A 25,310-nucleotide genomic window follows, 5' to 3' on the forward strand; every position below is an offset into this window, starting at 1 on the left:
CAGCTCAGAGCTGACACGGCTGAACGTACAGAGCGCAACAGGAGTGGTGCTATCGCTGGTTCGGGTGGTGGGCGGAGCCAGTCTGCACACGGACTTGGCCGTTGACACCCTCGGTGCACCTTTCGGTGACGAGCCAGGCTTATGGGTGAAAGCCTGCGAGGACTATGCGCTCGCTGGATCCTTGGGCGGTCCAGGCCGGGGTGGAGCGTGGAGGCGGCCACCCCGGCCGGGTCTCATCGGATGTACTTCGCCGGCTTGGTGGAGGCGTTGAGCAGGTACTCCAGGGGTCCGCGGCGGAAGAAGCGGGACCAGATGGAGGCGAACGCGATCGCCCCGCCGATGAACATGAGCAGCGGCATCCAGGACTGCTGGGTGCCGGTCCCGCCGGGCACGGACAGCACGGACTGTGCGACGAAGTGGCCGACGTAGGCGGTCAGGGACATGGTGCCCACGGCGATGACGGGTTTGGCCAGGTGGCGCAGTCGCGGCAGGCGGTCCATCGCCACCGTCGCGCCGACGATCACGAGGATCGCGACTCCGACGCTGCCGATGATGTCGAATGTGGTGCCGCTGTGCGGCCCGGCCGTCAGGAGCGACGAGGCCGGCATATCGGGGAACGACCCGCTGTCGAGGGGTATCGACACGGAGCCGCTGGACGACGACCCGTCCTCCGCCGTGCTCCTCAACGCGTCCTTGCCGGCCAGCAGCAAGGACATGCCGTACGCGGTCACGGTGAGGGCGGCGCCGAGCGCGGCCAGGCGTCGCTGGACAGTGCCGGAGGACAGGTCGAGGCGGCCCAGCGCCATGCCCGCGATCACGAACGACATCCACGTGAGCGCCGGGTAGAAGCCGGTGAGCAGCAGATCGAGCACTCCCACGCCGCTGAGGCGGTGGAGCGGGTCGTAGACGTTGATGCTCTGCTGGAGCGATTCGGTCAGCAGCGAGTTGAGGGCCAAGGCCAGCTGCGGTGTGACGAGGGCGAGGACGGCCGCGGTGATCGCGAGGGTCCTGGCGCGCAGTCGCACCAGGGGCAGGGCGAGGAGGAAGAAGACGCCGTAGAAGTTGAGGATGATCACTCCCCCGTAAACCATCGCCATCGCGGTGCCCAGCGCCAGCAGGATCACGGCGCGGATCGCGATCCTGGCCTTCGCCTGCCGACCGGCCAGGCCGGTCTTCGGCTCCCGGCGGCCGGCGATCAGCATCAGGGAGAACCCGGCGAGGGTGGCGAACAGGACCGACGAGTGACCGTCCGCCAGGTACCGGACCCAGCTGGCGACGCCGTCCGTGGCCGACAGCGGGGGGCCGATGTGCACGACGTACATGCCGAACACGGCCAGCGCGCGGGCCAGGTCCACCCCGACGAGGCGTCCCATCGAGGGACCGGGCGAGGCCGGCACGGCGGACTCGGGCGGGGTTCGGGGCTGCGGAGGCGAGTTCTCCTGCGGAGCCGGTGTCTCCTGCGGCGGCTGTGTCTGTGTCATACGGAGAATCTCGTGTGGACGTCAGGGGGCGGACCATCCGGCAGGCTTCGGTAACGCCCCCGCCGATCGGCGGGTACCGCCCTGCCGATCGGCGGAGTCTCGTCCCCGGCCGGTCCGGTGCGACCGGACGGCGGTCTTCTTCAGCCACTCGGCGGGGGTGGACCCGACAGTTGCCGGGTGGGCGTGGGGCGGACGGGCTTCCAGGCTGGAGGCATGACAGACCGTGCGCGACACAACGAGCGCGAGGGATTCCTCGGATCATCGGCCGACGCGCCGGCCCGTGACGCCGTCCCTGGCAGGGGTGAGTTGCTGGAATTCCTCGGTCTGACGCCGGCGGCGGGCGCCTTCGTCCTGTCCGTCGTGCGTCCTGAGGTCTCCGAAGGGTTGGCGCACGCCCTCGCCGCGAGGGCGGCCGCATTCGTCCACTGAGCCGACACCTGCTCACGCCCTGGTGTGCCGGACCGCTGATGCGGTGCCCGGCAGACTGCAGAAGAAAGGAACTTCGTGAACACCGCATCCGCCCCGACGACGGATGAAACGTCCCTGTCCGCCCGAGAGACGGTCAAGGCACTGTGCGCCCATGTCCGGCCGCACCGGTGGGCCGTCGCCCTCGGCCTGTTGTGCGCCCTGGTCGGGGCCGCCGGGGGACTGCTGCAGCCGCTGGCCACCAAGGCACTCGTGGATCGGCTCGCGACAGGTGAGACCATCGCCGGGATCCTGATCGTGCTCACAGCGCTGGTGGTGCTGGGCACGGCGGTCGAGGCGTTCGGCGCGTATGTGCTGGAGCGGACGGCGGAGTCGGTGGTCCTGGCCGCGCGGCGCACCCTTGTGGGGCGGTTGCTGCGGCTGCGGATCGCGGAGTGGGAGCGGACCCCGCCGGGCGATCTGATGTCCCGGGTCACCTCGGACACCACGCTGCTGCGGGCGGTCAGCACCCAGGCGGTCGTCTCCGCGGCCACCGGCGCGGTGGCCTTCGTGGCGGCGATCGTGATGATGGCGTTCCTGGACGTCGTACTGCTCGGCGTGACGCTCGGTGTGGTCGTGCTGGTCGGCGGGGCCGTCGCCCTGGTGATGCCGAAGATCGCCCGCGCCACCGAGCGGTCGCAGGAGGCGGTCGGGGAGATCTCCGTCGCGCTGGAGCGGGCTCTCGGGGCGTTTCGCACGGTGAAGGCGTCCGGTGCCGAGGAGCGGGAGACCGCCCGGGTGGAGGCGGCGGCGCGGCGGGCGTGGCGGCACGGCATGCAGAGCGCGAAGTGGGAGGCCGTGGCGGGCTCGGCCGACGAACTCGCCGTACAGCTGGCCTTTCTCGCCGTGCTCGGGGTCGGCGGGGCGCGCGTGGCGTCCGGGGAGATCCCCGTGTCGACCCTCATCGCCTTCCTGCTGTACCTCTTCTACCTGATCGAGCCGGTGTCCAAGCTGGTCGACGCCGTGTCCTCCTATCAGGAGGGGGCGGCCGCGATCTCCCGGATCGCGCAGGTGGAACGCCTGTCGACGGAACCGCCCGCCCGGCAGGAGGGCGCCCTGCCCAGGCAGGGGACAGCGGTGTCAGGTCCGGCGTCGGTCCGCTTCGAGGACGTGTCCTTCCGCTACCGTCCGGGCCTGCCGTACACCCACCAGCAGGTGAGCTTCGAGGTGCCGGGAACCGGAATGACGGCCTTCGTGGGCCCCTCGGGCGCGGGCAAGTCGACGGTGTTCGCGCTCATCGAGCGGTTCTACGAGGCCACCGGCGGCCGGGTCCTGGTCGACGGCAAGGATGTACAGGACTGGTCCCTGTCCGAGCTACGGTCTGCCATCGGGTACGTGGAGCAGGACGCTCCGGTGCTGGCCGGCACGCTGAGGGAGAACCTGGTCTTCGCGGCGCCCAACGCGACGGACGACGACATCCGCGACGTCCTGGCCCGGACGAAGCTCGACACCCTCGTCGAGCGCCTGCCCCACGGCCTGGACACCCCGGTCGGACACCGCGGCTCGAAGCTGTCGGGCGGCGAGCGGCAGCGCATCGCCATCGCCCGCGCCCTGCTCCGCAGGCCTCGGCTGCTGCTCCTGGACGAGGCGACCTCGCAGCTCGACGCCGTCAACGAGCTGGCGCTGCGCGACGTCATCACGGAGGTGTCCCGCGAGACCACCGTGCTGGTGGTGGCCCACCGCTTGTCGACGGTGACAGGCGCCGACCGGATCGTCGTGATGGACGCCGGCCGGATCCGCTCGGTGGGCACCCATGAGGAACTGGTGGCCCAGGACCGGCTGTACGCGCTACTGGCGGCCACCCAGCTCCTGGCCCCCGCGTGATGACCCATCACACGCGGGGTTGTCCGGTCGTCCGCTGCCCCACTCCCGACCGGACAACCCCACGCGCCGACATGCACGGAAACCAAGACCGCGAAAGGCCCCTTATGCGCACCGAGTCCGCCATCCGTTACAGACGTGCGGTGTGGGACTGGCTGGCTCAGCCGACCGCGCTGTTCGGCGGCGTGTACGGGCTCCTGGTGTCGGGTTCGGCCGTCGCCGCGCTCACCCAGTTCGGCGAGACGACTCGAGCGGCACGCATGGACGACGCCCTGTGGGTCCTGTTCACCGCCCTCGCCTCGGCCCTGGCCCATGGATACGCCCACGAGATCGCCCACCGCGACGCGCAGGGCCATCCCGGCGTACGGGGTGTGGTGCGTGCCGTGCTCGCCGAATGGCCGCTGGTGGTGGCGGCGTTGCCCACCACACTGCTGCTGTGGGGGGCGGGCCTTGGCTGGTGGCGCTCCACAGGCATCGAGTACGTCGCCTTCGGAGTCAACACCGTCCTGCTGCTGTGCTGGGGCCTGCTCGCCTCCCGGGCCGCGGGCCGCACGTGGGGACGAGCCCTCAAGATCGGCTGTACCGACGCGCTCCTAGGGGTGGCCGTCGCCTTGGTCAGCACCCTGCTGAAGTGACGCGGCGACTTGTTCGCAGATGCCGGTGAGGAGGGCGCGGTGAAACCAGGGCCGTCAGCCCGGTGCCGGGATCTGCGCTGTCCTGACGCGGCACCGGACACGGTCAGGACCGGGAGCTGGACGAGCGTGCAGGCCGGGCGGAGCACGGGCGCCAGCCCCCCTTTCTCGTTGCCGGACGCGGACCACGAGTGGGTCTCGTGAGCCGCAAGCCGACGGAACAGCATGAGGGGTCGGTCAGTCCGCGCTGAGGGGAATCCGCAGCCACACCCGGTAGCCGCCCTCCGTGGTCGGGCCCGCATCCAGGGTGCCGTGCAGGATGTCGGCCCGTTCCCGCAGACCGACCAAGCCCTGCTGCGAACCGGGGAGGGAGAGCGAGGGACGCGTGGGCGGGGTGTTGGTGACGGTCACTCCCACGTCGTCGCCTTCCTGCCACAGCTCGACGCAAGCGGTGGCGCCGGGGGCGTGCTTGCGGACGTTGGTCAGCGCCTCCTGGACCGTGCGGTAGATGGCCCGTTGCGCGGGTGTGCCCACGGTGGGCGGCAGCTCACCCGTCAGCTCCGCGTGAGTGCCGCTTGATGCCACCAATTTATGCAGGTCGGCCAGGGTGGGCTGAGGAGTCAGCTCGGTGGTGTGGCCGCCGGAGGCGCGCAGTAGCGTGACCATGGTGCGCAGTTCGTCGAGCGTGGTGACGCTCAGCGAACGGATCGTGCGGGCAGCCTCTTTGGCGTCCGCATCCTTGGTAGCGACCTGTAGGGCTCCGGCCTGCACCGCGATCAGGCTCACCTGGTGGGAGACCACGTCGTGCATCTCCCGAGACAGTTGGGCACGTTCCCTGGCGACCACGGCCTGAGCGTGCAGGGCACGTTCGTGTTCCCTGGCCTCCTCGATCTCCTCCAGCCGCCGGGCCAGGTCCCGTCGCGCCTGGACGAGCTGACCGAACAGGACCGGGGCGACGGCGATCGCCAGGTTGTAGACGAAGAAGAGCAGCGTAAAGGTCTGGCCGACTTCGGAGAGGTCGGACGGAGGCCACGGAATGCTGCCCGCGATGGCGGTCAAGGCGACGCATACCGCGAGAAAGCGGCGGTTGCGGGAGCGTTCGGCCACGGTGAAGAGCGCCACGAGCGGAGCCACGGCCACCTCGGTGGTGACCATGATCGGCAGGGTGAGCAGGAAGACGGCGAACGGGAATCTGCGCCGGAAGACCAGCGCGCCGCAGCCGAGCACGGGGAACGCGACGCCGAGGCGGGTTTCCTCCCAGGTGTTCACCCACACGTCCAGGGCCGCCACCGCCACCAGGGCGAGGTCGACGACCGGCGCGGGCACGCGCCCCCACAGGGCGCCTGCGCGGCTCATCAGCCGGCCTGCGACTGCTTGCGGTCGTCGAGCAGCCCGGCCCGCTGTGCCAGCAGGGCGGCCTGTACCCGGCTCGTCACCCGCAGTTTCGTGAGGATCGCGCTGACATGGTCTTTGACCGTGCCGGCGCCCAGGTGGATACGCGCTCCGATGTCGGCGTTCGACAACCCCTCCGCCACCAGGACCAGGACGTCACGCTCGCGGGGGGTGAGCAGCCGGACGCGAGCCGCCTCCTCGTCGACAGCCGCCTCGATACCGGGGTGACTGTGCAGCAGGGCCCGGGACGCCTTGGGCGACAGCACCACGCCGCCCGCTGCGAGGGTGCGCACCAGGTGGGCGAGCTGGTCGGGTTCGGTGTCCTTGAGCAGGAAACCGGCCGCGCCGGAGTGCAGCGCGGTCAGAACGTACTCATCGGTGTCGAACGTCGTCAGCATCGCCACCACGGGTGCGCTCGGCATCATCTGCAGCTGGTGCAGGACGGTGAGTCCGTCGACGTCCGGCATCCGGATGTCCAGCAGCACCACGTCGGGCTGCTCCCGGCGGATGGTCTCGACGGCGTCGCCCCCGCTCGCGGTCGCGACGACCTCGATGTCGTCAGCCGCACCGAGGATGAGGCTGAATCCCGACCGCACCAGAGCCTCGTCGTCCACCACCACTACCCGGATCACGTGCTCCGCCTCGCTCTCGCCCACTCTGGCCAGCCTTGCTTTCCGATCTTAAAACTCCGATTGGTCGCAGTGCCTGAGCGCTGCGCCATGACTCAAGATTGAGAAACAGGCAGGTTAGAAGGCATCCGCCTGAAGTCCGTAATATCCCCGCCAGCCGGGGGTCATACCCCCGCCGGCTGGGTGGAGCCGTCTGGGTGCTTGATGGGCTCGCGGACCAAGAGTGAACCTCATGCGGTAACTCCTTTCTCCTGGCGTACGGCTCGCGCTGCATCGCCCATCAGGCCGGACGCTCTGCCGCAGACCACGCATCGCGAACGAGTCTGCGCACTTATCCGGGTTGTATCAGCGGGTGTATCCCGTATGTGCGCCCGGTGAAGACTGCCTCGGGCGAGGGCGGTGCAGGTCGTGTGCTTGTACCGGTGCCGGTTGCGGGACATCGAGGACATCGGGCCCGCGCACCCGTCAAGGGCGGTCAAGGACATCTGGACGGCGCTCCTGAACTGTGCCGGGGTTGTCACGATTCGCGGCGATAGGAGCCTTTTGGGCGCGACGCCGGCCCTTCCTGGGCCTTCTCCATGCCCGGGTGCCATCGTTCTCCGCCGGTGGGGGCACCGGCATGTTCTGGCGGGATCCGGACCGCGAAAGCGCCCTCATCGAGCCGGCCATGCGCTGGTACTGTCCCCTCCTCATCACCCACGACAGCTTCGCTTACCTCACCATCCGCCAACCACAGCGCCATGAGGCCGCCGAGCTTCGCTGGGAGTTCGGCACCTGCGGGTACGGCCGCGCCGGCGCCGAGCTCGCCCGGCAACTTCACGATCACGTGCAGGCCTGGGACCGCGACTGGCGAGACCGCCCGTCGGTGGTTCCGCACAGGCGGGGATCGGGTTCGCTGTGACGCGGGAGCTGCCGTGCCGCCGGGGCCAGAACGCTTGGTCGACGTCCGGCCGGGAACGCTGCCACGCACGACGGTCCAGCCCGGTTAGCGCTGGCAGCGTCCATAGTCGACCACGAACGTCCCACCGCCCGCCGCGCCCGCGCCGGACGGGTCCGCCGCTCCCGCTGCCGCGCCGATGCCCACGTCGGTCAGCGTCGGGCTCAGTACGATCTGGCGGTGGCCGTACGTGCTGACGTACACCCACCAATGGACGGCGGCCCGCGGCGTGCCCGACCCGCCCCAGCCGGTGTAGGTGGTCTCGGCGTAGGCCCAGGAGAGCGGGTTCGGGCAGTAGCCCGCGCCCGTTATCCGGCTGTACGGCGTCGAACCGGTCTGCGGGTTGGTGTGCGAGTCCGCGCCCGGCCGCCACCACTTCAGGGTCGCGGCGGCGTCGGCGTGCGCGGCCGCCGCGGCGTCGAGTTGGCTGTTGCGCGTGAGCGGGGCCAGCCCGGCCTTGGCGCGCTCAGCATCGATGAGGCAGTGCACCGCCTGCCGCACCATCGTGAGGTTGCCGCTGGTGGGAGCCTGGTCGTAATACGCTGACGCGGCAGCGCAGTTCGGCGCGGCGGCGGCCGGGGCGCTCGCCACGGCGCTCAGCGCCGTCAGGCCGAGGGCGGCAGCACCGAGCAGGCGGACGGTGCGCGGCAGGACGGCGGGGAGCTGGGGCCGCCGTCGGATGGATGGTGACAGATCGCTCATGAGAGGACTCCCTTCGTTGAGCCTCCAGTGAAACGGCGGCTCCCGGGCGGGCGCCTGAGTAGGCCCTACTCAGATTTCTGCAGGCCGAAGCCCCGCCGGAGCTCGCGCGGTCTTTCCGTGTCGGCCGGCAGCCTTCGGGCACTGACACCCTTCCACTCGCGATCGACATGCCCCATGCTGATGGCTTCGCCAATTGTGGCGATGAGCGGTTGGGGGAGTGGTGGCGTGGAGAGGCGGAGTAGAGCCGTCCTACTGGTCCTGGCGTTAGGGGGACTGTGGCACCCATCGGCATTGAGATCGTGGAGCCACTGGGCTGCCCCGAGATCAGCGGTCAATGAGTGTTGTCATGCCGTTTCGCCGACCTGGAGGACGAGGATTGGCGGTTGCCCGCGAGAAGCGGGCAGCAGCGGAGTTTGCGCAGGATGCGCCAGGTCTCCGGCCGAGCGTTGGCGCGTTCGCCCGGTCCGCGGAGCTTGGCGCGGCGGCCTTCTGCGAGGCGGGCTTGTTGCGGCCCTTGTAGGGCACAAGCTCAGCCAGTCTTGGGCGTCGTCGCGCAGGCTCGCGAGTTTCCGTAGCGTCTGCTCGGACGCCAGCCCGGTTGGGCGGTGAACAGGTCAAACTCGCAGCACGAAGACTCGTCGGTAACGCGAGTAATTCGCCAGCACTGAGCCGGACAAGCTCTGACGGCGCGGTGGGTCCACGCCGGTCGGCGGCCCGATCTTGCGTTCCCTCGAGACGTGCCGCGCTGAGTCGCCCGGCAGGCACGTCTGCCGGAGTCGGGCGATGCCGAGCAGGGCGTCGCGAATGCGGGAGCATGTGAGGCGTTGGTAGCTGTGTGACGGCCCTCGTTCCTGCGGGGACTGGCGGGCGATGGGCAGCCGCTGTATGACCAGGCTCGGAGGCAGATGGCGCTCGATCGCCGCTGGTGTCAACCGCGGTCGGCGGCGCCTTGGTCGCCGACTGGGCGATTCCGCTCGAACGTCAGCGCCACTACGTTCACTGTGTGTCACATCCCGGCGGCTCGCGACTCATCGAGTGCCTCGGAAAGCTCTGGGCCCAGCGGCGAAGTTCGGTGGCGGCCTCGTCGCGGGTGAGGGGGCCACGTTCCAGGTGAACCTCCTGGAGGTGCCGGATCGCGGCCCCCACCATGGGGGAGGGCGGAATGTCGAGCATCTGCATCACCGTTCTGCCGTCGAATACGACGGGGACATCGTCACGCCTGATTAGGCTCCTCGCTCTGTTCACGGCAAGCGGCCTGGAGCCTGTCGCGACATCGATAACGCTGGCCATCGCGGTGTGACTCCTAGCGATAACTGTCACTGAACGTCCATCGCGTACGGACGTTCGGCACTCCTTGCCCAGAGGTATTTGTCACTTCCTCCCAGGCGTATCCGTCACCGTGCCAAGGATGGCCGAACCCGCCGTCTGCTCTGTACGATCGGCTTGATCTTGGTGCGCGATGCGAGGAGATCGCTGATGGCCGATCCGATGGGCTTACGACGGGCTCGGACATTCGTGCGGGGTACGCTGGCCGTGGCTCTGGCCGCGGTGGTGACGGCGTTCGCACCGACCGCCGAGGCGGGGGCGCACCCGAATCCGCAGTGGACCGGATGCGCCGGCATCACCGACCCCGAGCTGCAGTGCGCCGCCGTGACTGTGCCGCTGGACCACCGGCACCCGCGAGGCCGTACGATCTCGATCGCGATCTCCAGGCTCCCCGCCACCGACCCCGCCAGGCGTCGCGGCGTGCTGCTCACCACCGGGGGCGGGCCCGGCGGGCCGGGAGTGCCGCTGCCGAGCACCCTGGCGCCGTCCCTGTCCGCTGACGTCCGCGCCCAGTACGACCTGATCGGATTCGACATCAGGTTCGTCGAACGCAGCACCCCCATCAGCTGCGGGCAACCCGTCGAGGAACCGGCCGGCTACTGGGTCCGTACGGCGACACCCGGGAGCTTCGCCGCCGACTCCACGGAGGCGCGGCAGTACGCGAAGGACTGCGAACGCGCCGCGCGATGGGCGCTGCCCTACGCCACCACCGTGAACGCCGCCCGGGACATGGACTTCATCAGGGCGGCCCTGGGCGAGGACAAGATCTCTTACCTGGGCGGATCGTACGCCGGGATGCTCGGTGCCGTCTACGCCGCCCTTTTCCCGCATCGAGTGGACCGGTTCGCGCTGGACAGCCCGGTCGACCCGGCCATCATCTGGCGCCCGTTCGACCTGGCCCGCACCCCGGCGTTCGACCGAGGCTTCGCCGAACTGGCCGACTGGATCGCCGAGCGGGACGCCGACTACGGCTTCGGCGACACCGCTCAGGAGGTCACGCGGGCCGTCAGCAGCTTGCTCGATCGGGCGCGGACGTCGCCGATCGTCATCGCCGGTCACCCGTGGACCGCGGGCGAACTCGGCTCCTTGATCGTGGCCGGGATCTACTATGAGCAGTACGCAGGGCTGATCGCCTCGGCGCTGGCGGCCGTCGCCGCCGGCCAGGAGCCGTTCGTGCCGTTCCCGATCCGCCCCGTGCCGCCGCCGGGTGTCGCCGGGGTGCCTGCGGACAATCACACGGCCGTCAACATCGCCTACCGCTGCGCCGACGGTCCTTGGCCCCGCGATCCCCGTACCTACCTGCGGGACCTCGCTACCTACGGCACGCGGTACCCCCTCTTCGGACCGGCCAACGCCAACATCACGCCCTGCGCCTTCTGGCCCCCGGCGATGGACCACCCGGCGCCGCCGACGCCCGGCCAGGTATCCGACCGGGCCCCCGGCGTACTCGTTACGGCCGCGCTCAGGGACGTGGCGGTGCCCCTCGCCGTCAGCCGGGCCGTGGCGGCCCGCCTGCCGGGATCACGCCTGGTCACCGTCGACGCCCGGACGCACGCGCCGTTCCCCTACCACGGCGACGCGTGCTTGAACGGAGCGGTGAACGACTTCCTCTCGGCCGGTGTGCTACCCGCCTCCGACCTCGCCTGCTGACCACGGCAGGGCAGCCTTACGCTGCGTATCGCTGGGGGCTGCGCGGTCTCGAAGGCCGCGAGCGGTGGCGGTTCCTCGACCACGTGGTCGAGGAACCGCGGTCGCCGCCGCTTACCGGAGCAGGCGAGCCGAGGCTCACGCACACTTACCGATGATCCGCTACTCTCCGCTGAGGACGGGCGTCACGGTGAGATCCGGCATCTCGCGCCGTTGAGGTAGAAGGCCGTAGGCGCGGGATTGCTGCCCGTGCTGGAGCCGGTGAAGCCGATGCGGAGGGTCTGTCCGGGCGCGATGTCGCTGTTCCACTGCGGGTGCCCGGCCGTCACGGCCGTGCCCGTCTGCGACCAGGCGGCGGACCAGCCCGAGGTGACGCGCTGGCCCGCGTCGGGGAAGTTGAACGTCAGGCGCCAGTCGCGGACGGGTGTGCTGCCCGTGTTGGTGATCGTGAGGTTGGTGCTCATGCCGGAGTTCCACGCCCACGACGCGTACGTCACGTCACAGTCGCCCACCGGCGGCGGGGTTGGTGACGAGATGACGTCGTTGTAGATGGTCACGGTCACCGTGGGGGAGGCGGGCCCCGGCGTGTACCACGTGTCCACGGCCACCACGTCCAGGATGTGCGTCTGCGAGGGCACGCCGAACGGAGGCCACGGCAGGTACACCGTGCCCTCGGTGGCCGTCGGCTGGAACGTCGCCACCGTGGTGGCTGTGCCGTCGCGCCGCTCCCGTACCCGGTAGCAGGCGATGCCGTTGTTGTCCGTGGCGGCGGTCCAGCGCAACTCGACCGAGTTGAGCAGCACCCGTACCACCTCAAGTGTCGCGGGCGCGGTCGGCGGACTGTTGCTGGGGGGTAGTGTCGGCAGCGAGGTCCCCGTACTGCACGGGGCCGGCGAGCCGGACGGATCCGGCGACGAGGACGGCACAGCGACCAGGGCCGCCATGGCGTTTCCGGCGAGCAACGCGATGATCGCGACCGCCGCGACGAGTCCCGATAAGCCCACCCAGGTCTTCTGCATCAGCCAGCACCCCTCCGTCGCCCGGCCGTCTCGACGGACATTGTGTGCGCGCTCATGCATGGAGTCAACGAACCACCTGATCCACCGCGCGTAGCTCCTGGTGAACCGTGTGGGCGGATGAATCTTTCAATTCCTGGACCGGGTCCAGCCGTCGGCCGCGAACACGGCGCGGGCTCCAACACCACGTCAACGTGTCAACCGCCGACGTGGATGCCGGGGCTGTGGTTCGCTGGGGCGTACGACCTCGCTGACCACAGGTTGCATGCCGCCCCGGCGTGGACCTCACCAGCGCTCAGATCGAAGCCTCGTCGGTCAGCGAAGGCACGGCGCACGGACGGAGGACCAGGAGCGCGTCTTCCAGGGTCGCCACCATGGCAAAGGGGAACCGGGCGAGCTCAAGACAGGGTGCGACGTCATCAGGATGGGCTCCTTGACGCACACCCTCCGCCAGCTCGGCGGCGGCGCGCGACTCGCCGGCGCGGCGGAGGAACTCAGCTGCATCCGTCCCGGGCCTCGATGGCCCTCCGAGCGTTGTATTGAGCGCACACCAGATCTTCATCGGCGAGGCTGGCCAGGTGCCGGCGGCGGGACTTGGCCTGGAGTTCGGGGCGGTGCGGCCGGCGGCGGCTGGGTGGTCGGCGCAGCTGGTGCAGCGCCACCCGCCCGGACGCGGGTCGCGGCCGCGACGGGGACGAGGAGACGAGGAACGGCAGTCCCCGGGCCTGGCGCAGCCGGACGAGGGCATCGAGGGTCGGCTACGCGACGATCGACGAGGTGGAGCTCCGGGTGGCGGCGCTGATCGGCAAGGATGATCTCACTGGAGTCAACGTCATGCTGAGCCGCATCGTCAGGGGGCGAACGCAACCGCCGCAAGACTCTCGGACCACTGCAAGCCGGGCTCAATCCCTGCGCAAGGCGCTCCCCTTAGCGTCGCAGCGTGTTCAAACGACTATTCCTCGGCGCCGCCTTCACCGCGGCCACAACACTGACGCTCGCCTCCGCCGGCCCCGCCTTCGCCGCTCACGCCTCGGCCGGGGCGCCCGCGCCCGGCACGGTGGCCAACAAGCTGTTCCGCGCCTGGCTGGCCGCCGACCGCACGGCCGCGGCGAAGGCGGCCACCCCCGCCGCGGTCAAGACGATCTTCACCTACGTCTACCGCGCGCCCGACCGCTTCGACGGCTGTTCCGCCAACGTGTGCCGGTTCGTGCACACAAGCGTGCGCGTGCCCGGCGGGCTCGACGGCATCGCGATGGTGGTCTCCGGCTCGAAGGTCAGCAAGGTCTACCTGTCGCGGCACATCACCAAGCCGCCCACCGTGGCCAAGCATCTCTTCGCCGCCTGGAAGCGGGGCGACGCGTACGCCGGGCTCGAGGTCGCCACCTCCGCCACGGTGCAGAAGCTGTTCAAGGTCAAGTACGACCCGCGCGGCGTCACCCACTTCTTCCAGGGCTGCAGCAAGGAGCCGCAGGGCTACTCGTGCGCCTACTCCTATGAGGGCGGTGCGATGCTGATGCACGTACGCGGCTCCGGGAACGCCGGCTACGAGGTTCGCTCGATCTCCTACCTGGCCGACTGAGGGGGCATGGCCCGGGGATCGCCGCCGGCCCTCGCCCGCGCCACGGTCGCCACCGCGGGTTTCGGCGGTAGCGCGTCGACGAGGGCGCCGATCAGGACCAGGATCATCACCACCGCAATGCGATGAACTACCGTTTCGTTGCTGTCTGGATCGCTTGGCGGCATGGCTCACCCTTCGATGGCGATCGAGACCCATAAAGAGCGCATAAAGCGCCTCGCTCAGGGTGTGGCAGCGGGAAAGCCCGGACCAGGGCAGCGACCGGACATCAACCGGGCATATCAGCTGATCGTTGTCGCGTCGGCTCGTTCGGCTTCGCCGGACCTCACATCACGGCTCGGCTGGTGCTCAAGGCGGTGCGGGCGACCAACCGGAAGCTCGGATCACAAGGGGCAGCTCCGGGGGGCGCCCTGTCCAGCACCGACGACGGTGACCTGGGCAGGGCTTTCCGGCGCCCTGGCGGCGGCCGTGCACACGATCTGCTCGACGGCAAGTGGGGACAGTTCGCCGGCCGGAGTGGACAGGGCCACCACCAAGTGGCCGGCCCGCTCGGCGGTCACCGAGAACGGGGCGGCTTCGCGCGGGACTTCGGTGGTGAGTCCGTCCGCCTGTTCCGCCGCGCTGGGTCCGGCAGCCAGCAGCGCGAGCGTGTCCGCCGGTGACAGCCGGCGGACGGGCCGCCGCTTCACCGCGCTGAGCCGGCCGTTCTTCACCAGGTAGAGGGTGATCTTCATGGCTGGTGTGATGGTCGGCGCGACGGGTCCGCTCGGCGGGTCGCCGGCGCGGATGGCGTCGGTGGGTTGCACGCCGCAGCCGGCCACGGCGACGAGCGATACGAGGCCCGCGGCGAACACGCGGCGGGCGAGCCCGGTCCTCACTCGGCGCCTCCGTCCGGATCGTGTGCCCGGCGTGGCAGGCGCAGCGTGAACACGGCGCCGCCGCCCGGGGCGTTGGTGACGGTGAGATCGCCTCGGTGCAGGCGCGCGTTCTCCCGCGCGATGGCGAGGCCGAGGCCGCTGCCCTCGGACCTGGCCCTGGCCGCGCTGGCCTTGTAGAACCGGTCGAACACGTGCGGCAGCACCGCCTCGTCCAGCCCCGGCCCGTGGTCGCGGACTTCGAGAGCGATCCAGTGCGGGTCGGCGGTGAGCCGTACCGACACCGGTGGCTCGCCGTGCCTCAGCGCGTTGCCGACCAGGTTCGCGAGGATGACGTCCACCCGGCGGGGGTCCAGCCGTGCCGTCACCGCGGGTGGAAGCTCGGTGTCCACCTGCTCCGACCAGCCTCGCGTACGCAGGGTCGCGGGCACCAGCTCGGCCACGTCGACCTCGTTCAGCGCGAGCGCCGCGACGCCGGAGTCGAACCTGCTGATCTCGATGAGGTCGTTCACCAGCCCGGTGAGGTTGAGCGTCTCCTGGCTGACCAGCCTGGCGGCCCTGCCGGCGGGCTCGGGCAGCCGGGCCGCCTCCTCGTCGAGGACGTCGGCGACCGCGGCGAGCGCGGCCAGCGGGGTACGCAGCTCGTGGGAGACGTCGGCCACGAACCGGCGGGCGTCGGCCTCCATCTCGCGCAGCTGCTTGACGTGCCGTTCCAGCTCCGCGGCGGTGTTGTTGAACGTGCGTGCCACGTCGGCCAGCTCATCGGAGCCGCGGACCGCGATCCTGGTCCGCAACTCGCCCTCGCCCAGCAGGCGTGCCGCCCGGCCCAGCTCGCGCACCGGGCGCAGCACGCCACGGGTGGCCAGCAGCGCGAGGACGACCGCGAACGCCATGGCCGCCGCGCCGGTGAGCCAGGCGAATGTGGCGAGCCGGTCGATGCTGCGCTGTTCGGGAAGCAGGCTGTGCGCGATGTAGACCTCGATGCCGGACACCCGCGTCGTCCTGTCTCGCTCGACGATCAGCAACGGCGTGCCGATGATCAGGTAGGGCTCGCCCTGCCACACCACGCGTTGCCACGCCATCTCGCCGTCGGCCACCATCCGCCGCAGCTTCGGCGGAAGCCCCCCGGGATCCAGGATCTGCCCCATCCCGCCCGGCCTCCAGAGCCCCGGCGGCGGGCCGGGCGGGCCGGGCGGGCCGTTCGGCGCGTACAACTCGTGGTAGACGGCGAGCGCGCGGCTGTCGCCGTCGGTCACGGTGCCGGCGATCTCGCCGAGCTCGTCCGGGCCCGGCGTCGCACTCCGCAACGGGAAGAGCTCCTCCATGCGGCTTTTCATCGCCTGCACCGCGGCATCCTGGGCCCGCTGCAGGATGTCGTTGCGGGCCTGGACGTAGATCCCGCCGGCCACCGCCCCCGTGGTGACCACACACAGCAGCGCGAACGCGAACAACAGCCGGGCACGCAGGCCCAGGCTCGGCCGAGGTGTCACCGGCGGCTCACACCGGCCCGAACCGGTACCCGAACCCACGCACCGTCTGCACGTAGACGGGGGCCGCCGAGTCGTCCTCGATCTTCGCGCGCAACCGCTGCACGCACGCGTCCACGAGACGCGAGTCGCCGAAATACCCGTGCTCCCACACCGACTCCAGCAGCTGCTGGCGGCTGTGCACCCGGCCCGGCGTGCCGGAGAGTTCGAGCAGCAGGCGCAACTCGGTCGGGGCGAGGCTGACCGGCACGCCGCGGTTGGCGACCACCAGCCCGGCCCGATCGATGGTCAGGTCCCCGTGCCGCTCCAGCTCCGCCTGGTCGCGGCCGATCCGCCGGAGCACCGCGCGAATGCGCGCCTCGAGCACCCTGGGCTGCACCGGCTTGACCACGTAGTCGTCGGCGCCCGCCTCCAACCCGGCCACCACGTCGATGTCGTCGCCGCGCGCGGTCAGCATGATGATCGGCACCTCCCCGGTGGCCCGGATGCGGCGGCAGACCTCGAACCCATCGATGCCGGGCAACATCAGATCGAGCACGACGACGTCGGGAAGGCCCATACGCAGCCGGTCCAGCCCCTGCTCGCCGGACTCCACCGCGTTCACCCGGTGCCCGTGCCGGGTCAGGGCCAGCTCAAGGCCCTCCCGCACGGCCGGGTCATCCTCGATCAACAACACTCGCGACACGCCGCCGAGTATCACAGCCTGCTCCGTAACTCGCCCCCCGGTCAACCTAATCTACTGTCGGCCGTCCGTGTCTCCGCCTCGTCCGCGCCGTGTCATGGTTGTGTCACGGTCGCGCCGGCGGCGCCGCCGTCGAGAAACGGTGACATTCGGCGGACAACCCGCGCACATTCGTCGCCGATCGTGATTCGTCATGGACGAACCACGCACGATCCCACCTCGGCCCCGAGACCGGCTGTACGCCGCGGTCACGCTGGTGCTGGCCGTGCTCCTGCTGCCCGCGGCGGTCGTTCGCCATCCCGGCCATGCCCGCGAATGGGCCTGCCGCTGGGCTTTGCGGATGCGATTCCCCGCCGAGGACCTCACCGGGCTCACCGACGGAGCCATGGCGGCGTTCACCGCGGCGCGCACCGAGGCGCTGTGGCGCCACGGCCAGCTCCTCGGCCTCACCTCGGGATACCGCGACCCCCATGTCCAGCAGCGGATGTTCGACGAGGAGGTGCGCCGCTCCGGCTCCCCGATCTCGGCACGCATGCTCGTGCTACCGGCGGCGGAATCCTCCCACGTCAAGGGCATCGCGCTGGACGTGCGCCCCCACGAAGGCGCGCGCTGGCTCGAGGAACACGGCGCCCGCTACGACCTCTACCGCATGTACGACAACGAGTGGTGGCACTTCGAGTACCGCCCGGACAGCGGCGGCACGCCACCTCGACGGCGACCTCACCCTGGCGTGGGCCACGTCATCGGGAACGGGGACCAGCTGTAGCCCAGATCCGGGTCCGGGTCCACGTGCGCGATTCGGGCCCGGGACCGAACCGATGATCCGACCAGCGCGCCCCAGGGGCGTCGGAGAGGTGCTAGGGGTATGTCATCGGAAAATGACAACCGGTCCGGATCGCTGGGATGGCGCCTGCAAGCGGCGCGCGAGACGGCGTTCGTGGGCCGGGAGGAAGAGCTCGCGGTTTTCAAAGCGGCGTTGTACGGCGGCGGCTGCAGCGTTCTGTACGTGCACGGTCCCGGCGGCATCGGGAAGTCGGCCTTGTTGCGGCGGTTCGCCCACGAGGCCGCGGTGGCGGGGCGGCCGGTGTCCATGGTGGACGGGCGCATGTTGGGGACCGAGGCCGGGCTGGTGCTCCGCGATGCGGACGCGGTGCTGCTGGTCGACAACTTCGAACGAATTCAGCCCTTGGAGGGATGGCTGCGCGAGCGGTTCCTGCCGCGGGTGCCCGTGGGGGCGCTGGTGGTGATCGCGGGCCGGAACCCGCCGGACATGCGGTGGCAGGCGGATCCGGGATGGGCGGGCGCGCTGGAGGTACTGCCGCTGCGCCCCCTGCGGGCCGGAGCTGCGCAGGCCCTGATGGACTCCTCAGGGGTACCGGCCGAGTCACGCGAGCCCCTGCTGGCCTTCGCCGGTGGTCATCCGCTGGCGCTGCTGGTGGGGGCGGCCGTGGCGGTGAAGGACGGCGGGGCCGGCAGGCGGTGGACGCCGCATCAGGACGTGGTGGCCGCGTTGCTGGATCAGCTGGTGGGTGAGTTGCCTTCGGCGGCGCACCGGCGTGCCCTGGAGATCTGCGCGCATGCGTACAGGACGACGGAGGAGCTGCTGCGGGCGATCTTGCCCGAGGACGCCGGGAGGTTGTTCCGGTGGCTGCGGCGGTTGCCGTTCGTGGAGTCGGGCGGCGCCGGGTTGTTCCCGCATGACGTGGTACGGGAGGTGCTGGAGGCGGACCTGCGATGGCGGGATCCCGAGAGGTACGCGGTGATGCACGACCGCATGCATGCGCATCTGGCGGAGAGGGTGCGCACGGCGGGCGACGCCGACGTGCCCGGCGCGGTGGCGGCGCTGCTCTACCTGCATCGCGACAACGGGGCGCCGGCCGGTTTCCACGGCCGCCACGACGAGGGCGAGTTCCAGGAAGAGGCGTTGCGGGAGGAGGACGTCGGCACGCTGCTCCGGGTGGCGACGGCGGGGGAGGGCGCGGCGTCCGCGGCCTGCGCCGCCTTCTGGGCGGAACGTCAGCCGCAGGCGTTCCGGCTGTATCGGCGGACCGAAACCGGCGAGCCCGTGGCCTTCTCCGCGTGGTTGCGGTTGGCGGAACTCGATGAGGAGGAGCTGTCGGCCGATCCCATCGTGGCCCTGGCGTGGGCGCATGCGCGTGCCACCACGCCGTTGCGCGCCGGTGAGCATCTGGCGGTCAGCCGGATCTGGGCGCTGCCGCCGTATCGCGGCAACTCGCCGGTGATGGAGGTGATCCAGCGGCGAGTGATCGGCAACTGTTTGCGGGCCGAGCGGATGGCATGGTCATATATCGAGATACGGCATCCGAACCAGGCGTGGGTGGAGCGTTTACGGCATTGGGGGATGCGTGACATCTCCGAGCGGCCACGGCAGGGGGATGACGCGTACACCCTGCTCGTTCATGACTGGCGCGCGGTGCCGGCGCAGGCGTGGCTGGAGCGGACGAACCGACTGCTCGCCGTGGGACCTGCCGGCGGCCCGAGCGCCGCGACGGTGAGACTGGCGGTGCTGTCCCAGGCGGAGTTCGCCGAGGCGGTGCGCAAGGCGTTGCGCCAGCTGTCGCGGCCGGACGCGCTGGCCGCTTCCCCGCTGACGCGCACCAGGCTGATCGCCGAGCGGGCCGGGCAGGACCCGGCCACGGCACTGGGCGACCTGCTCCGCCAGGCGATCGAGGACCTGCGTGAGGATCCGCGGGCGGTCAAGTTCCACCGGGCGCTGTCGGTCACCTTCCTCCGCGGCACGCCCACCCAGGAGCTGGCCGCGGAACGACTCGGCCTGCCTTTCACCACCTACCGCCGCCATCTGACGGCCGGCATCGAACGTGTCTGCGCCGACCTGTGGCACCGGGAGCTGTACGGCACCGACGCGCCGGCGTACCGATCCACCTGAGCCGCCGCACGCGCCGGCGCGTGCGGCGGCGAACGCGGCAGAGGGCATGTCAGCCGGCGAGCGCGAAGCCGGCCGCCGCCTCCGCGTGCAGCCGGGCGCTCGGCAGCACCGGGACGGCGCTGTCCTTCTCGCTGATCAGCAGCTCGATCTCCGTACAGCCGAGGATGACGCCTTCAGCGCCGTCGGCTGCGAGATCGTCGACGATCCGGGCGTACGCGTCCCTGGACGATTCCCGGAGCACCCCGCGCACCAGTTCGTCGAAGATCACGCGATGCACCAGCTCCCGCTGCTCACGCCGCGGGACGACCACGTCGAAGCCGTGGGCGGCCAGCCGATCCCGGTAGAAGGGATGCTCCATGGTGAACTGCGTGCCGAGCAGCCCGACCTTGCGCATGCCCCTGGCGCGGATCTCGGCGCCCACGGCGTCGGCGATGTGCAGCACGGGCACGCTCACGGCCCGCTCCACGTCGTCGCTCACCCGGCTGAAGGTGTTGCTGCAGACGAGCAGGAGGCCGGCGCCGAGCTCCTCCAGTTTCCTGCCGGCACCGGTCAGCAACGTGCTCACCTCGTCCCAGCGGTCGGCGAAGATCAGCTCCTCGACGGTCGTGTAGTCGACCGACCAGATGAGGCTGTTGGCGGAATGGCTGCCGCCGAGTCGCTCGCGGATCCGCTGGTTGATGATCTGGTAGTAGATCACCGTCGATTCCCAGCTCAACCCGCCGATGAGACCTATAGTGCGCATGGAACTCCGTTTCGCCAGCTTGTGCCGGCAGGCTAGACGGAGTGCCTGCTCATTCAGCAGACCAAAAGCTGCTCAGCCCCGTGCTCAGCTCGGCGCCGCCAGCGCACGGGCGCAGGCACCGAGCCCGATCTCGCTGGAAGCCTTGACGAACACCACGTCTCCCGGTTCGAGCAGCGCGGTGGCCAGCCTGAGGGCCCCGGCCACGTCCTCGACGGTGTGGACGGCCACGCCCGGGTTCGAGGACTCCGCCGCCTCCGCCATCGCGAGCGGATCCCCCGCGCCGACCGCGATCAGCACGTCGAAGCGGAGGTTGGCGACGAGCCGGCCCATCTCCGCGTGCCGGGCGCGGGAGGCGTCCGCCTGCTGCCCCATCGCGCCGAGCACGGCGACGGTACGACGGGTGCCGGCCAGGGCCTTCACCGCCCGCAGCCCGGCCCGCATGGATTCGGGGTTGGCGTTGTAGGCGTCGTTGACGACGGTGATGCCGTCAGGTCGTTCGACGATCTCCAGCCGGCCCGCGGAGCGCCGCCGTGCGGCGTTCAGCCCATCGGCGATCTCGGCGACGCCCAGGCCGAGTACGGTGGCGACGGCGGCGGCGGCCAGGGCGTTGCTGACCTGGTGCTCGCCTATGAGGTCGAGCTCGACCGGGGCCCGCCCGGCGGGCGTCACCAACTCGAACGCGGTTCGCGCCCGGTCGTCCATCCGCACGTCCTCGGCTCGCACCCGCGCCTCCGGCGACCGGCCGTACAACAGGATCTTGGCTCTGGTGCGGCCGGCCATGCCCATGACGTACGGGTCGTCGGCGTTGAGCAGCGCGAACCCGTCCGCCGCAAGCGCCTCGACCAGCTCGCCCTTGGCCTCGGCCACGTCGGCCGGCCCGGTTCCCATCCGCTCCACGTGCGCGGTGCCGACATTGAGCACCAGCCCGATCTGAGGCGGTGCGAGCCCGGTCAGGTACGTCAGGTCGCCCTTCCGGCCCGCTCCCATCTCCAGCACCAGGTATCGGGTGGTGGCGTCGGCGCGCAGCACGGTGAGCGGCAGCCCGAGCTCGTTGTTGAACGACCTGTCGGTGGCGACCGTCGCGGCGTGCCGTTCGAGCACCTGGGCCAGCAGGTCCTTGGTCGTGGTCTTGCCCACGGAGCCGGTCAGGCCGATCACGGTCGGGCTGATGTGTTCGAGCAGGTGCCTGGCCAGCAGGCCGATCGCGAGCTGGACGTCCTCGACCACGAGGGCGGGCACGCCGACGGGCCTTGAGGCCAGCACGGCGACGGCGCCGCCCGCGACGGCACCCGCCGCGTAGTCGTGACCGTCGACGCGGGCGCCGACCGTCGCGGCGAACAGGCCGCCGGGCACCACCTCGCGGGAGTCGACCGCCGAGGGCGCCGTCACCAGCGCCTGCGGGTCGTCCACGTCACACAGGCTTGCGCCGACGACCTGCGCGATCTCGTTCAGCGTCATGGGGATCACGAGCCACTCCTGGCGAGCGCGAGGTCGATGAGGCGGCGCAGCAGGTCCGGGTACGGGACACCGCTTGCGGCCCAGGCCCTGGCGTAGACGGAACGGGAGGTGAAACCGGGCATGGTGTTGATCTCCAGCACGTACAGGCGTCCCGTGCCCTCCTCGTAGAGGAAGTCCACACGGGACAGGCCGTAGCCGCCGATCGCCCGGAAGGCGCGCAGTGACAGCTCGCGTGCCTCCTCGGCCACCCGTTCCGGCAGCGCGGCAGGGATGATGGCGATCTCGGCCTGGCTGAGGTACTTGGCCTCATAGTCGAGCCAGTCGCCGGGCACGATGAGCTCGCCGGGCAGCGAGGCGTCCGGAGTGTCATAGCCGCCGAGCACGCCGCAGATGAGCTCGCGCGCGCTCACGCTCTGCTCGACGATGACCACCCGGTCGTAGGCCAGCGCCAGATCCACGCCCGCGCGCAGCTCCTCCATGGAGGTGACCCGTGAGATGCCGATGGAGGAGCCCATGCTGGCCGGTTTGACGTACATCGGCCAGTCGAGCGACTTCACCAGACCCCGATGGTCGGTGGTGGTACGCCACTCGTGCTCGGTGAACCACACGCCTGGGGTGACCGGAATGTCCTCCGCCAGGAACGTGCGCCGCATCGCGACCTTGTTCATGGCCACGGCAGAGGCCAGGACGCCGCAGCCCACGTACGGGATGCCGAGCGTCTCCAGGTGACCCTGGACGACGCCGTCCTCGCCGAACGGCCCGTGCAGCACGGGGAAGACCACGTCCGCCGACTCGCGTCGCAGCTCCACCGGCCACCTGCCCTGCCGGTCGATGATGACGGCGACGGGCTCGTACAGCTCCCTCGGCAGAGCGTCGAGCACGGCCTGCGCCGACTGCAGCGACACCTCATGCTCGGCGGACGGCCCGCCCGCCAGCACAGCCACGCGTACGCGTTCAGTCACGATCGATCAGCCTTCCTCAGGGCACGGAGACAGCACGGCCGGCGAACACGGGGTTCGCCGGCGCAGCATGAGCCTGCCGAGTGTCGGCTCCTCGTCTGACCGGTTACCAGGCCATTCGCTGTCCAGTTCCCGACCGGAGGGGACCGTGATCAGCTGGGCCGGTTGCCCGTCGGAATCACGATCTTGGTTTGCGCTCCCTTGGTGAGGTAGTACGTGGTCCACTTCTTGACCATCTCGTCGAGGAGCCAGGCGGCGGCGGGCACCAGCGGCAGCCCGATCACACCCTCCCGGAACTGCACCAGCAGCGGCCAAGCGGTCTTGACCACCGGGTCCCACAGCGGCTCGGGCCGGATGCCGTTCCAGTCGGCCACCTGGTTGCCGGTGAGGTACCTGGAGAACGCGTTGACGAGAGGCTTGTCGATGCTGCCGGGGCTGGTCAGCTCCGCGAGCATGTTTCGCAGGATGGCGTTGAGTTCCACCCCCTCCGGGGTCGGCCCCATGTTCCTGGGCAGGACCAGGTCCGACTGGGCGTAGGAGGAGTCCCAGGTGGCGGGGAGGAACTCGTCCCTGATGCCGAGCATGTGCCCCAGCATCTGCACCGAGTGCAGGTAGCCCGCGGCCTCGGTGGAGGAGATGCGCACCTTCCACTCCCGCATCCCGCGCATGGAGTAGGTCGCCAGGGTGTGCCACGTGACGAGCATGTCCTCCTGGCTGATCGGGATGGGGCCGGACCAGTGGGGAGACGACTTCAGCAGGTGCCGCACGGCCGCGTGCACCAGCCGGGTCTTCACCGCCTCGACCACGGCCGTGCCGCCGGCGCCCCAGGCGTTCCGGGGTCTGACCGCGTACGCCAGGATGTTCGTCTTGGCGATCCGGTCTTTCAGGTCGGCGCCGCCCGCGGAGTAATAGACGGCGCGTGCCTCCTTGGGAATGGCGGTGGCCAGCATCCCGGCGCCGACGATGGTGAGGACGACGATGTAGTTGCCCTTGAGCGCGTGGAACCGCGCCCCGGCATCCAGCAAGGCGGGGTCGGCCCACGAGGGCAGCTGACGCGCCTGCTCGATGAAGGCCCGCAGATCCTCCGGCAGCCCGGCGGGCAGAGGCTGGTCGTTGCGGTTCCAGTCGTACAGCAGCCGGTTGACCTCGGGTATGGCGCCGCGGTCGAGCAGCGAGGCGAGGAGCGGATCGGCCACGTCGTCCCACACCCACCGGGGGTCGGCGCCGCTGCCGGAGCCCGCGATCGAACCACTGGCCGGCCAGGTCCAGTCGCCGGACAGGGAGTCCGCCTGGGCCGGGGAGGCCATCCCTAACGCGCCGAGCGCTCCCAGGGCGGTGCCCGAGATCAGTATCTCGCGCCTGCTCAACTCTGCCATGCTCTGCACTCCTTCGAGGTGGGGCCCCGCTCAGGGCATGCGAGAAATGGATGATACTGAGATACAAATCATGAGTCTGTGTATCATCATCAGAGCACAGTGTGACGGGCATCACAAGACCGCAGTTGAGGGAGAATCCCTACAGGAGGTGATCGTGGAATCTGTGCTGTCCGGATTCGTGGCACTGTCGGACTCGGATTCGTTGCTGGAGCGCGCCTATGTCGATGCCGTCGAGCGCGTCGACGACGGCGACGAGCTGCGGACGCGCATCCTTGACGCGGCGTACGAGCAGTTCTGCCGGATGGGCATCAGGCGCTCCACCATGGAGGACGTCGCCCGACGGGCGAAGGTGTCGCGGATCACGGTCTACCGGCGATTCGACACCAAGGACACGCTGATCGAACATGTGGTGCGCCGGGAGTTCCGCCGCTATTTCGACCAGTTCCTCATCGACATAGAGCAAGCCGGCACCGCTGCCGACAGGGTCGTTCTGGGCTTCGTAAGCTCATTGCGGGCCATTCACGGCAACCCGCTGATCGGCGGACTCATCGCCACGGAACCAGACCTGCTGGTTCCCTCCATGACGGCTGACGGGGGTCAGACCCTCGCCACCGTGCGGCATTTCGTCGCCGGACAGCTCCGCAGCGAGCAACGCGCGGGCAACGTGTCGAGCAGCCTTGACGTCGACCTCGTCGCCGAGATGATGGTGCGGATCTCGACCTCTTTCCTGACGATTCCCAGTGCCATCATCGACCTGGACGACGACGAGCAACTGGCTGCCGTGGCCCGGCGCTTCCTCGTGCCCATGCTGGAGCCGCCGGCCTGATCTCCGGTCTCCCGCCGGCTGTGCGAACCGCCGGTGGCCGGATCGCCAACTGCGCGATCCGGCCACCGGTCATCGGGTCGGCGGATCAGCCGCCGCAGTGTTCGAAGGGGCTCTCGTACGTGCTCGTCCCGGCCTTGCCGCCCCACTTGACGCACTTGTCGGCGGCGGCGGCCCGTACGGGTCCGGCGTAGTAGTCGAAGTTGCCGGTGTCGGTGGCCCGGGTCTTGCCCTTGACCTCCAGGAAGGCGGCGGTGGCGGTGGCCTTGCCGAGCGAGGTCTTCTTGATCGTGGCCACGCAGTTGTTGCCGTTGGCGGAGTTGAAGGTCAGGTAGACGGTGCCGCTGGAGCCGAGGGCCGCCGAGTCGATGACCTT

Annotated in this window: 22 protein-coding genes and 2 pseudogenes; 9 read left to right on the forward strand and 15 right to left on the reverse strand. The window is 70.2% G+C overall.

The features are described from left to right. Positions 1 to 233: 233 nt before the first annotated feature. Positions 234 to 1,481, reverse strand: a complete 1,248-nt coding sequence (locus tag ACFKCF_RS46145) for a DUF418 domain-containing protein (protein WP_394501719.1) — start codon at positions 1,479 to 1,481, stop codon at positions 234 to 236. A 213-nt stretch (positions 1,482 to 1,694) separates the two neighbouring features. On the opposite strand from ACFKCF_RS46145, the gene ACFKCF_RS46150 reads away from it, so the two are divergent. From ACFKCF_RS46150 to ACFKCF_RS46160, 3 genes are all read left to right on the forward strand, one after another. Then, complete coding sequence (locus tag ACFKCF_RS46150) at positions 1,695 to 1,910, forward strand: hypothetical protein (RefSeq protein ID WP_394501720.1); 216 nt, start codon at positions 1,695 to 1,697, stop codon at positions 1,908 to 1,910. A gap of 75 nt (positions 1,911 to 1,985) precedes the next feature. After that, positions 1,986 to 3,770 carry an ABC transporter ATP-binding protein gene (locus ACFKCF_RS46155; protein ID WP_394501721.1) on the forward strand — a complete coding sequence of 595 codons (1,785 nt, stop codon included), beginning with the start codon at positions 1,986 to 1,988 and terminating at the stop codon, positions 3,768 to 3,770. A 140-nt stretch (positions 3,771 to 3,910) separates the two neighbouring features. Further along, entirely contained in the window at positions 3,911 to 4,402 is a 492-nt protein-coding gene (locus tag ACFKCF_RS46160) for a hypothetical protein (RefSeq protein ID WP_394501722.1), read from the forward strand. Between the two features lie 234 nt (positions 4,403 to 4,636). Here the strand turns inward: ACFKCF_RS46160 and ACFKCF_RS46165 are convergent, their stop codons facing one another. Further along, positions 4,637 to 5,755, reverse strand: a complete 1,119-nt coding sequence (locus ACFKCF_RS46165) for a sensor histidine kinase (protein ID WP_394501723.1) — start codon at positions 5,753 to 5,755, stop codon at positions 4,637 to 4,639. Then, complete coding sequence (locus ACFKCF_RS46170; RefSeq protein ID WP_394501724.1) at positions 5,755 to 6,447, reverse strand: response regulator; 693 nt, start codon at positions 6,445 to 6,447, stop codon at positions 5,755 to 5,757. Before ACFKCF_RS46170 ends, ACFKCF_RS46165 begins: the two co-directional genes overlap by 1 nt. A gap of 592 nt (positions 6,448 to 7,039) precedes the next feature. Here ACFKCF_RS46170 and ACFKCF_RS46175 point away from each other — a divergent pair. After that, the gene (locus ACFKCF_RS46175) at positions 7,040 to 7,321 is read left to right on the forward strand and encodes a hypothetical protein (RefSeq protein ID WP_394501725.1); all 282 of its coding nucleotides are present in this window, start codon (positions 7,040 to 7,042) and stop codon (positions 7,319 to 7,321) included. Between the two features lie 84 nt (positions 7,322 to 7,405). On the opposite strand, the gene ACFKCF_RS46180 is transcribed toward ACFKCF_RS46175, so the two are convergent. Together ACFKCF_RS46180 and ACFKCF_RS46185 are read right to left on the reverse strand one after the other, a co-directional pair. Beyond that, a complete protein-coding gene (locus ACFKCF_RS46180; protein WP_394501726.1) occupies positions 7,406 to 8,059 on the reverse strand; it encodes a CAP domain-containing protein in 654 nt (217 codons plus the stop codon). A 331-nt stretch (positions 8,060 to 8,390) separates the two neighbouring features. After that, positions 8,391 to 8,587, reverse strand: a pseudogene (locus ACFKCF_RS46185) (hypothetical protein); the annotation flags it as partial. A gap of 948 nt (positions 8,588 to 9,535) precedes the next feature. Here ACFKCF_RS46185 and ACFKCF_RS46190 point away from each other — a divergent pair. Next, on the forward strand, positions 9,536 to 11,035 hold the full coding sequence (locus tag ACFKCF_RS46190) for an alpha/beta fold hydrolase (protein WP_394501727.1): 1,500 nt from the start codon (positions 9,536 to 9,538) through the stop codon (positions 11,033 to 11,035). Between the two features lie 182 nt (positions 11,036 to 11,217). Here the strand turns inward: ACFKCF_RS46190 and ACFKCF_RS46195 are convergent, their stop codons facing one another. Further along, the gene (locus ACFKCF_RS46195; RefSeq protein ID WP_394501728.1) at positions 11,218 to 12,051 is read right to left on the reverse strand and encodes a cellulose binding domain-containing protein; all 834 of its coding nucleotides are present in this window, start codon (positions 12,049 to 12,051) and stop codon (positions 11,218 to 11,220) included. 937 nt (positions 12,052 to 12,988) lie between these two features. On the opposite strand from ACFKCF_RS46195, the gene ACFKCF_RS46200 reads away from it, so the two are divergent. After that, entirely contained in the window at positions 12,989 to 13,627 is a 639-nt protein-coding gene (locus tag ACFKCF_RS46200) for a hypothetical protein (protein WP_394501729.1), read from the forward strand. Here the strand turns inward: ACFKCF_RS46200 and ACFKCF_RS46205 are convergent. The 4 genes from ACFKCF_RS46205 to ACFKCF_RS46220 all read right to left on the reverse strand — a co-directional run bounded on the left by ACFKCF_RS46205 (position 13,612) and on the right by ACFKCF_RS46220 (position 16,671). Beyond that, positions 13,612 to 13,737 (reverse strand): hypothetical protein, encoded by a 126-nt coding sequence (locus ACFKCF_RS46205; protein ID WP_394501730.1) that lies wholly within the window; start codon positions 13,735 to 13,737, stop codon positions 13,612 to 13,614. The genes ACFKCF_RS46200 and ACFKCF_RS46205 overlap by 16 nt on opposite strands. Positions 13,738 to 14,007: 270 nt before the next feature. Continuing rightward, entirely contained in the window at positions 14,008 to 14,502 is a 495-nt protein-coding gene (locus tag ACFKCF_RS46210; RefSeq protein ID WP_394501731.1) for a hypothetical protein, read from the reverse strand. Continuing rightward, on the reverse strand, positions 14,499 to 15,989 hold the full coding sequence (locus ACFKCF_RS46215; RefSeq protein ID WP_394501732.1) for an ATP-binding protein: 1,491 nt from the start codon (positions 15,987 to 15,989) through the stop codon (positions 14,499 to 14,501). Before ACFKCF_RS46215 ends, ACFKCF_RS46210 begins: the two co-directional genes overlap by 4 nt. Before the next feature lie 7 nt (positions 15,990 to 15,996). After that, on the reverse strand, positions 15,997 to 16,671 hold the full coding sequence (locus ACFKCF_RS46220; protein ID WP_394501733.1) for a response regulator: 675 nt from the start codon (positions 16,669 to 16,671) through the stop codon (positions 15,997 to 15,999). Between the two features lie 190 nt (positions 16,672 to 16,861). On the opposite strand from ACFKCF_RS46220, the gene vanY-N reads away from it, so the two are divergent. Continuing rightward, positions 16,862 to 17,434, forward strand: coding sequence for a D,D-peptidase/D,D-carboxypeptidase VanY-N (vanY-N, locus tag ACFKCF_RS46225; protein WP_394501734.1), 573 nt, complete (start codon positions 16,862 to 16,864; stop codon positions 17,432 to 17,434). Between the two features lie 99 nt (positions 17,435 to 17,533). Then, positions 17,534 to 19,576 (forward strand): ATP-binding protein, encoded by a 2,043-nt coding sequence (locus ACFKCF_RS46230; RefSeq protein WP_394501735.1) that lies wholly within the window; start codon positions 17,534 to 17,536, stop codon positions 19,574 to 19,576. 49 nt (positions 19,577 to 19,625) lie between these two features. Here ACFKCF_RS46230 and ACFKCF_RS46235 read toward each other — a convergent pair whose 3' ends face one another. From ACFKCF_RS46235 to ACFKCF_RS46250, 4 genes are all read right to left on the reverse strand, one after another. After that, positions 19,626 to 20,318, reverse strand: coding sequence for an aspartate/glutamate racemase family protein (locus ACFKCF_RS46235; protein WP_394501736.1), 693 nt, complete (start codon positions 20,316 to 20,318; stop codon positions 19,626 to 19,628). Positions 20,319 to 20,402: 84 nt separating this feature from the next. Further along, entirely contained in the window at positions 20,403 to 21,785 is a 1,383-nt protein-coding gene (murF, locus tag ACFKCF_RS46240; protein WP_394501737.1) for a UDP-N-acetylmuramoyl-tripeptide--D-alanyl-D-alanine ligase, read from the reverse strand. Continuing rightward, positions 21,782 to 22,738 (reverse strand): D-alanine--D-alanine ligase family protein, encoded by a 957-nt coding sequence (locus ACFKCF_RS46245; protein WP_394501738.1) that lies wholly within the window; start codon positions 22,736 to 22,738, stop codon positions 21,782 to 21,784. The genes murF and ACFKCF_RS46245 overlap by 4 nt, the downstream gene beginning before the upstream one ends. 149 nt (positions 22,739 to 22,887) lie before the next feature. Continuing rightward, positions 22,888 to 24,111 carry an oxygenase MpaB family protein gene (locus ACFKCF_RS46250; RefSeq protein WP_394501739.1) on the reverse strand — a complete coding sequence of 408 codons (1,224 nt, stop codon included), beginning with the start codon at positions 24,109 to 24,111 and terminating at the stop codon, positions 22,888 to 22,890. A gap of 154 nt (positions 24,112 to 24,265) precedes the next feature. Here ACFKCF_RS46250 and ACFKCF_RS46255 point away from each other — a divergent pair, with 154 nt between their 5' ends. Beyond that, complete coding sequence (locus ACFKCF_RS46255) at positions 24,266 to 24,937, forward strand: TetR/AcrR family transcriptional regulator (protein WP_394501740.1); 672 nt, start codon at positions 24,266 to 24,268, stop codon at positions 24,935 to 24,937. An 85-nt stretch (positions 24,938 to 25,022) separates the two neighbouring features. On the opposite strand, the pseudogene ACFKCF_RS46260 reads toward ACFKCF_RS46255, so the two are convergent. Then, positions 25,023 to 25,310 (reverse strand): annotated as a pseudogene (locus ACFKCF_RS46260) (hypothetical protein); the annotation flags it as partial.

It is taken from the genome of Nonomuraea sp. JJY05, from assembly GCF_043496855.1.
Taxonomy (GTDB): domain Bacteria; phylum Actinomycetota; class Actinomycetes; order Streptosporangiales; family Streptosporangiaceae; genus Nonomuraea.

Bases quoted from the DNA above. Each gene is read 5' to 3' on its own strand.
- ACFKCF_RS46165 (WP_394501723.1), bottom strand. From the start codon at position 5,755: ATGAGCCGCGCAGGCGCCCTGTGGGGGCGCGTGCCCGCGCCGGTCGTC.
- ACFKCF_RS46180 (WP_394501726.1), bottom strand. From the start codon at position 8,059: ATGAGCGATCTGTCACCATCCATCCGACGGCGGCCCCAGCTCCCCGCC.
- ACFKCF_RS46190 (WP_394501727.1), top strand. From the start codon at position 9,536: ATGGCCGATCCGATGGGCTTACGACGGGCTCGGACATTCGTGCGGGGT.
- ACFKCF_RS46175 (WP_394501725.1), top strand. From the start codon at position 7,040: ATGTTCTGGCGGGATCCGGACCGCGAAAGCGCCCTCATCGAGCCGGCC.
- ACFKCF_RS46230 (WP_394501735.1), top strand. From the start codon at position 17,534: ATGTCATCGGAAAATGACAACCGGTCCGGATCGCTGGGATGGCGCCTG.
- vanY-N (WP_394501734.1), top strand. From the start codon at position 16,862: ATGGACGAACCACGCACGATCCCACCTCGGCCCCGAGACCGGCTGTAC.
- ACFKCF_RS46150 (WP_394501720.1), top strand. From the start codon at position 1,695: ATGACAGACCGTGCGCGACACAACGAGCGCGAGGGATTCCTCGGATCA.
- ACFKCF_RS46195 (WP_394501728.1), bottom strand. From the start codon at position 12,051: ATGCAGAAGACCTGGGTGGGCTTATCGGGACTCGTCGCGGCGGTCGCG.
- ACFKCF_RS46250 (WP_394501739.1), bottom strand. From the start codon at position 24,111: ATGGCAGAGTTGAGCAGGCGCGAGATACTGATCTCGGGCACCGCCCTG.
- ACFKCF_RS46145 (WP_394501719.1), bottom strand. From the start codon at position 1,481: ATGACACAGACACAGCCGCCGCAGGAGACACCGGCTCCGCAGGAGAAC.
- ACFKCF_RS46235 (WP_394501736.1), bottom strand. From the start codon at position 20,318: ATGCGCACTATAGGTCTCATCGGCGGGTTGAGCTGGGAATCGACGGTG.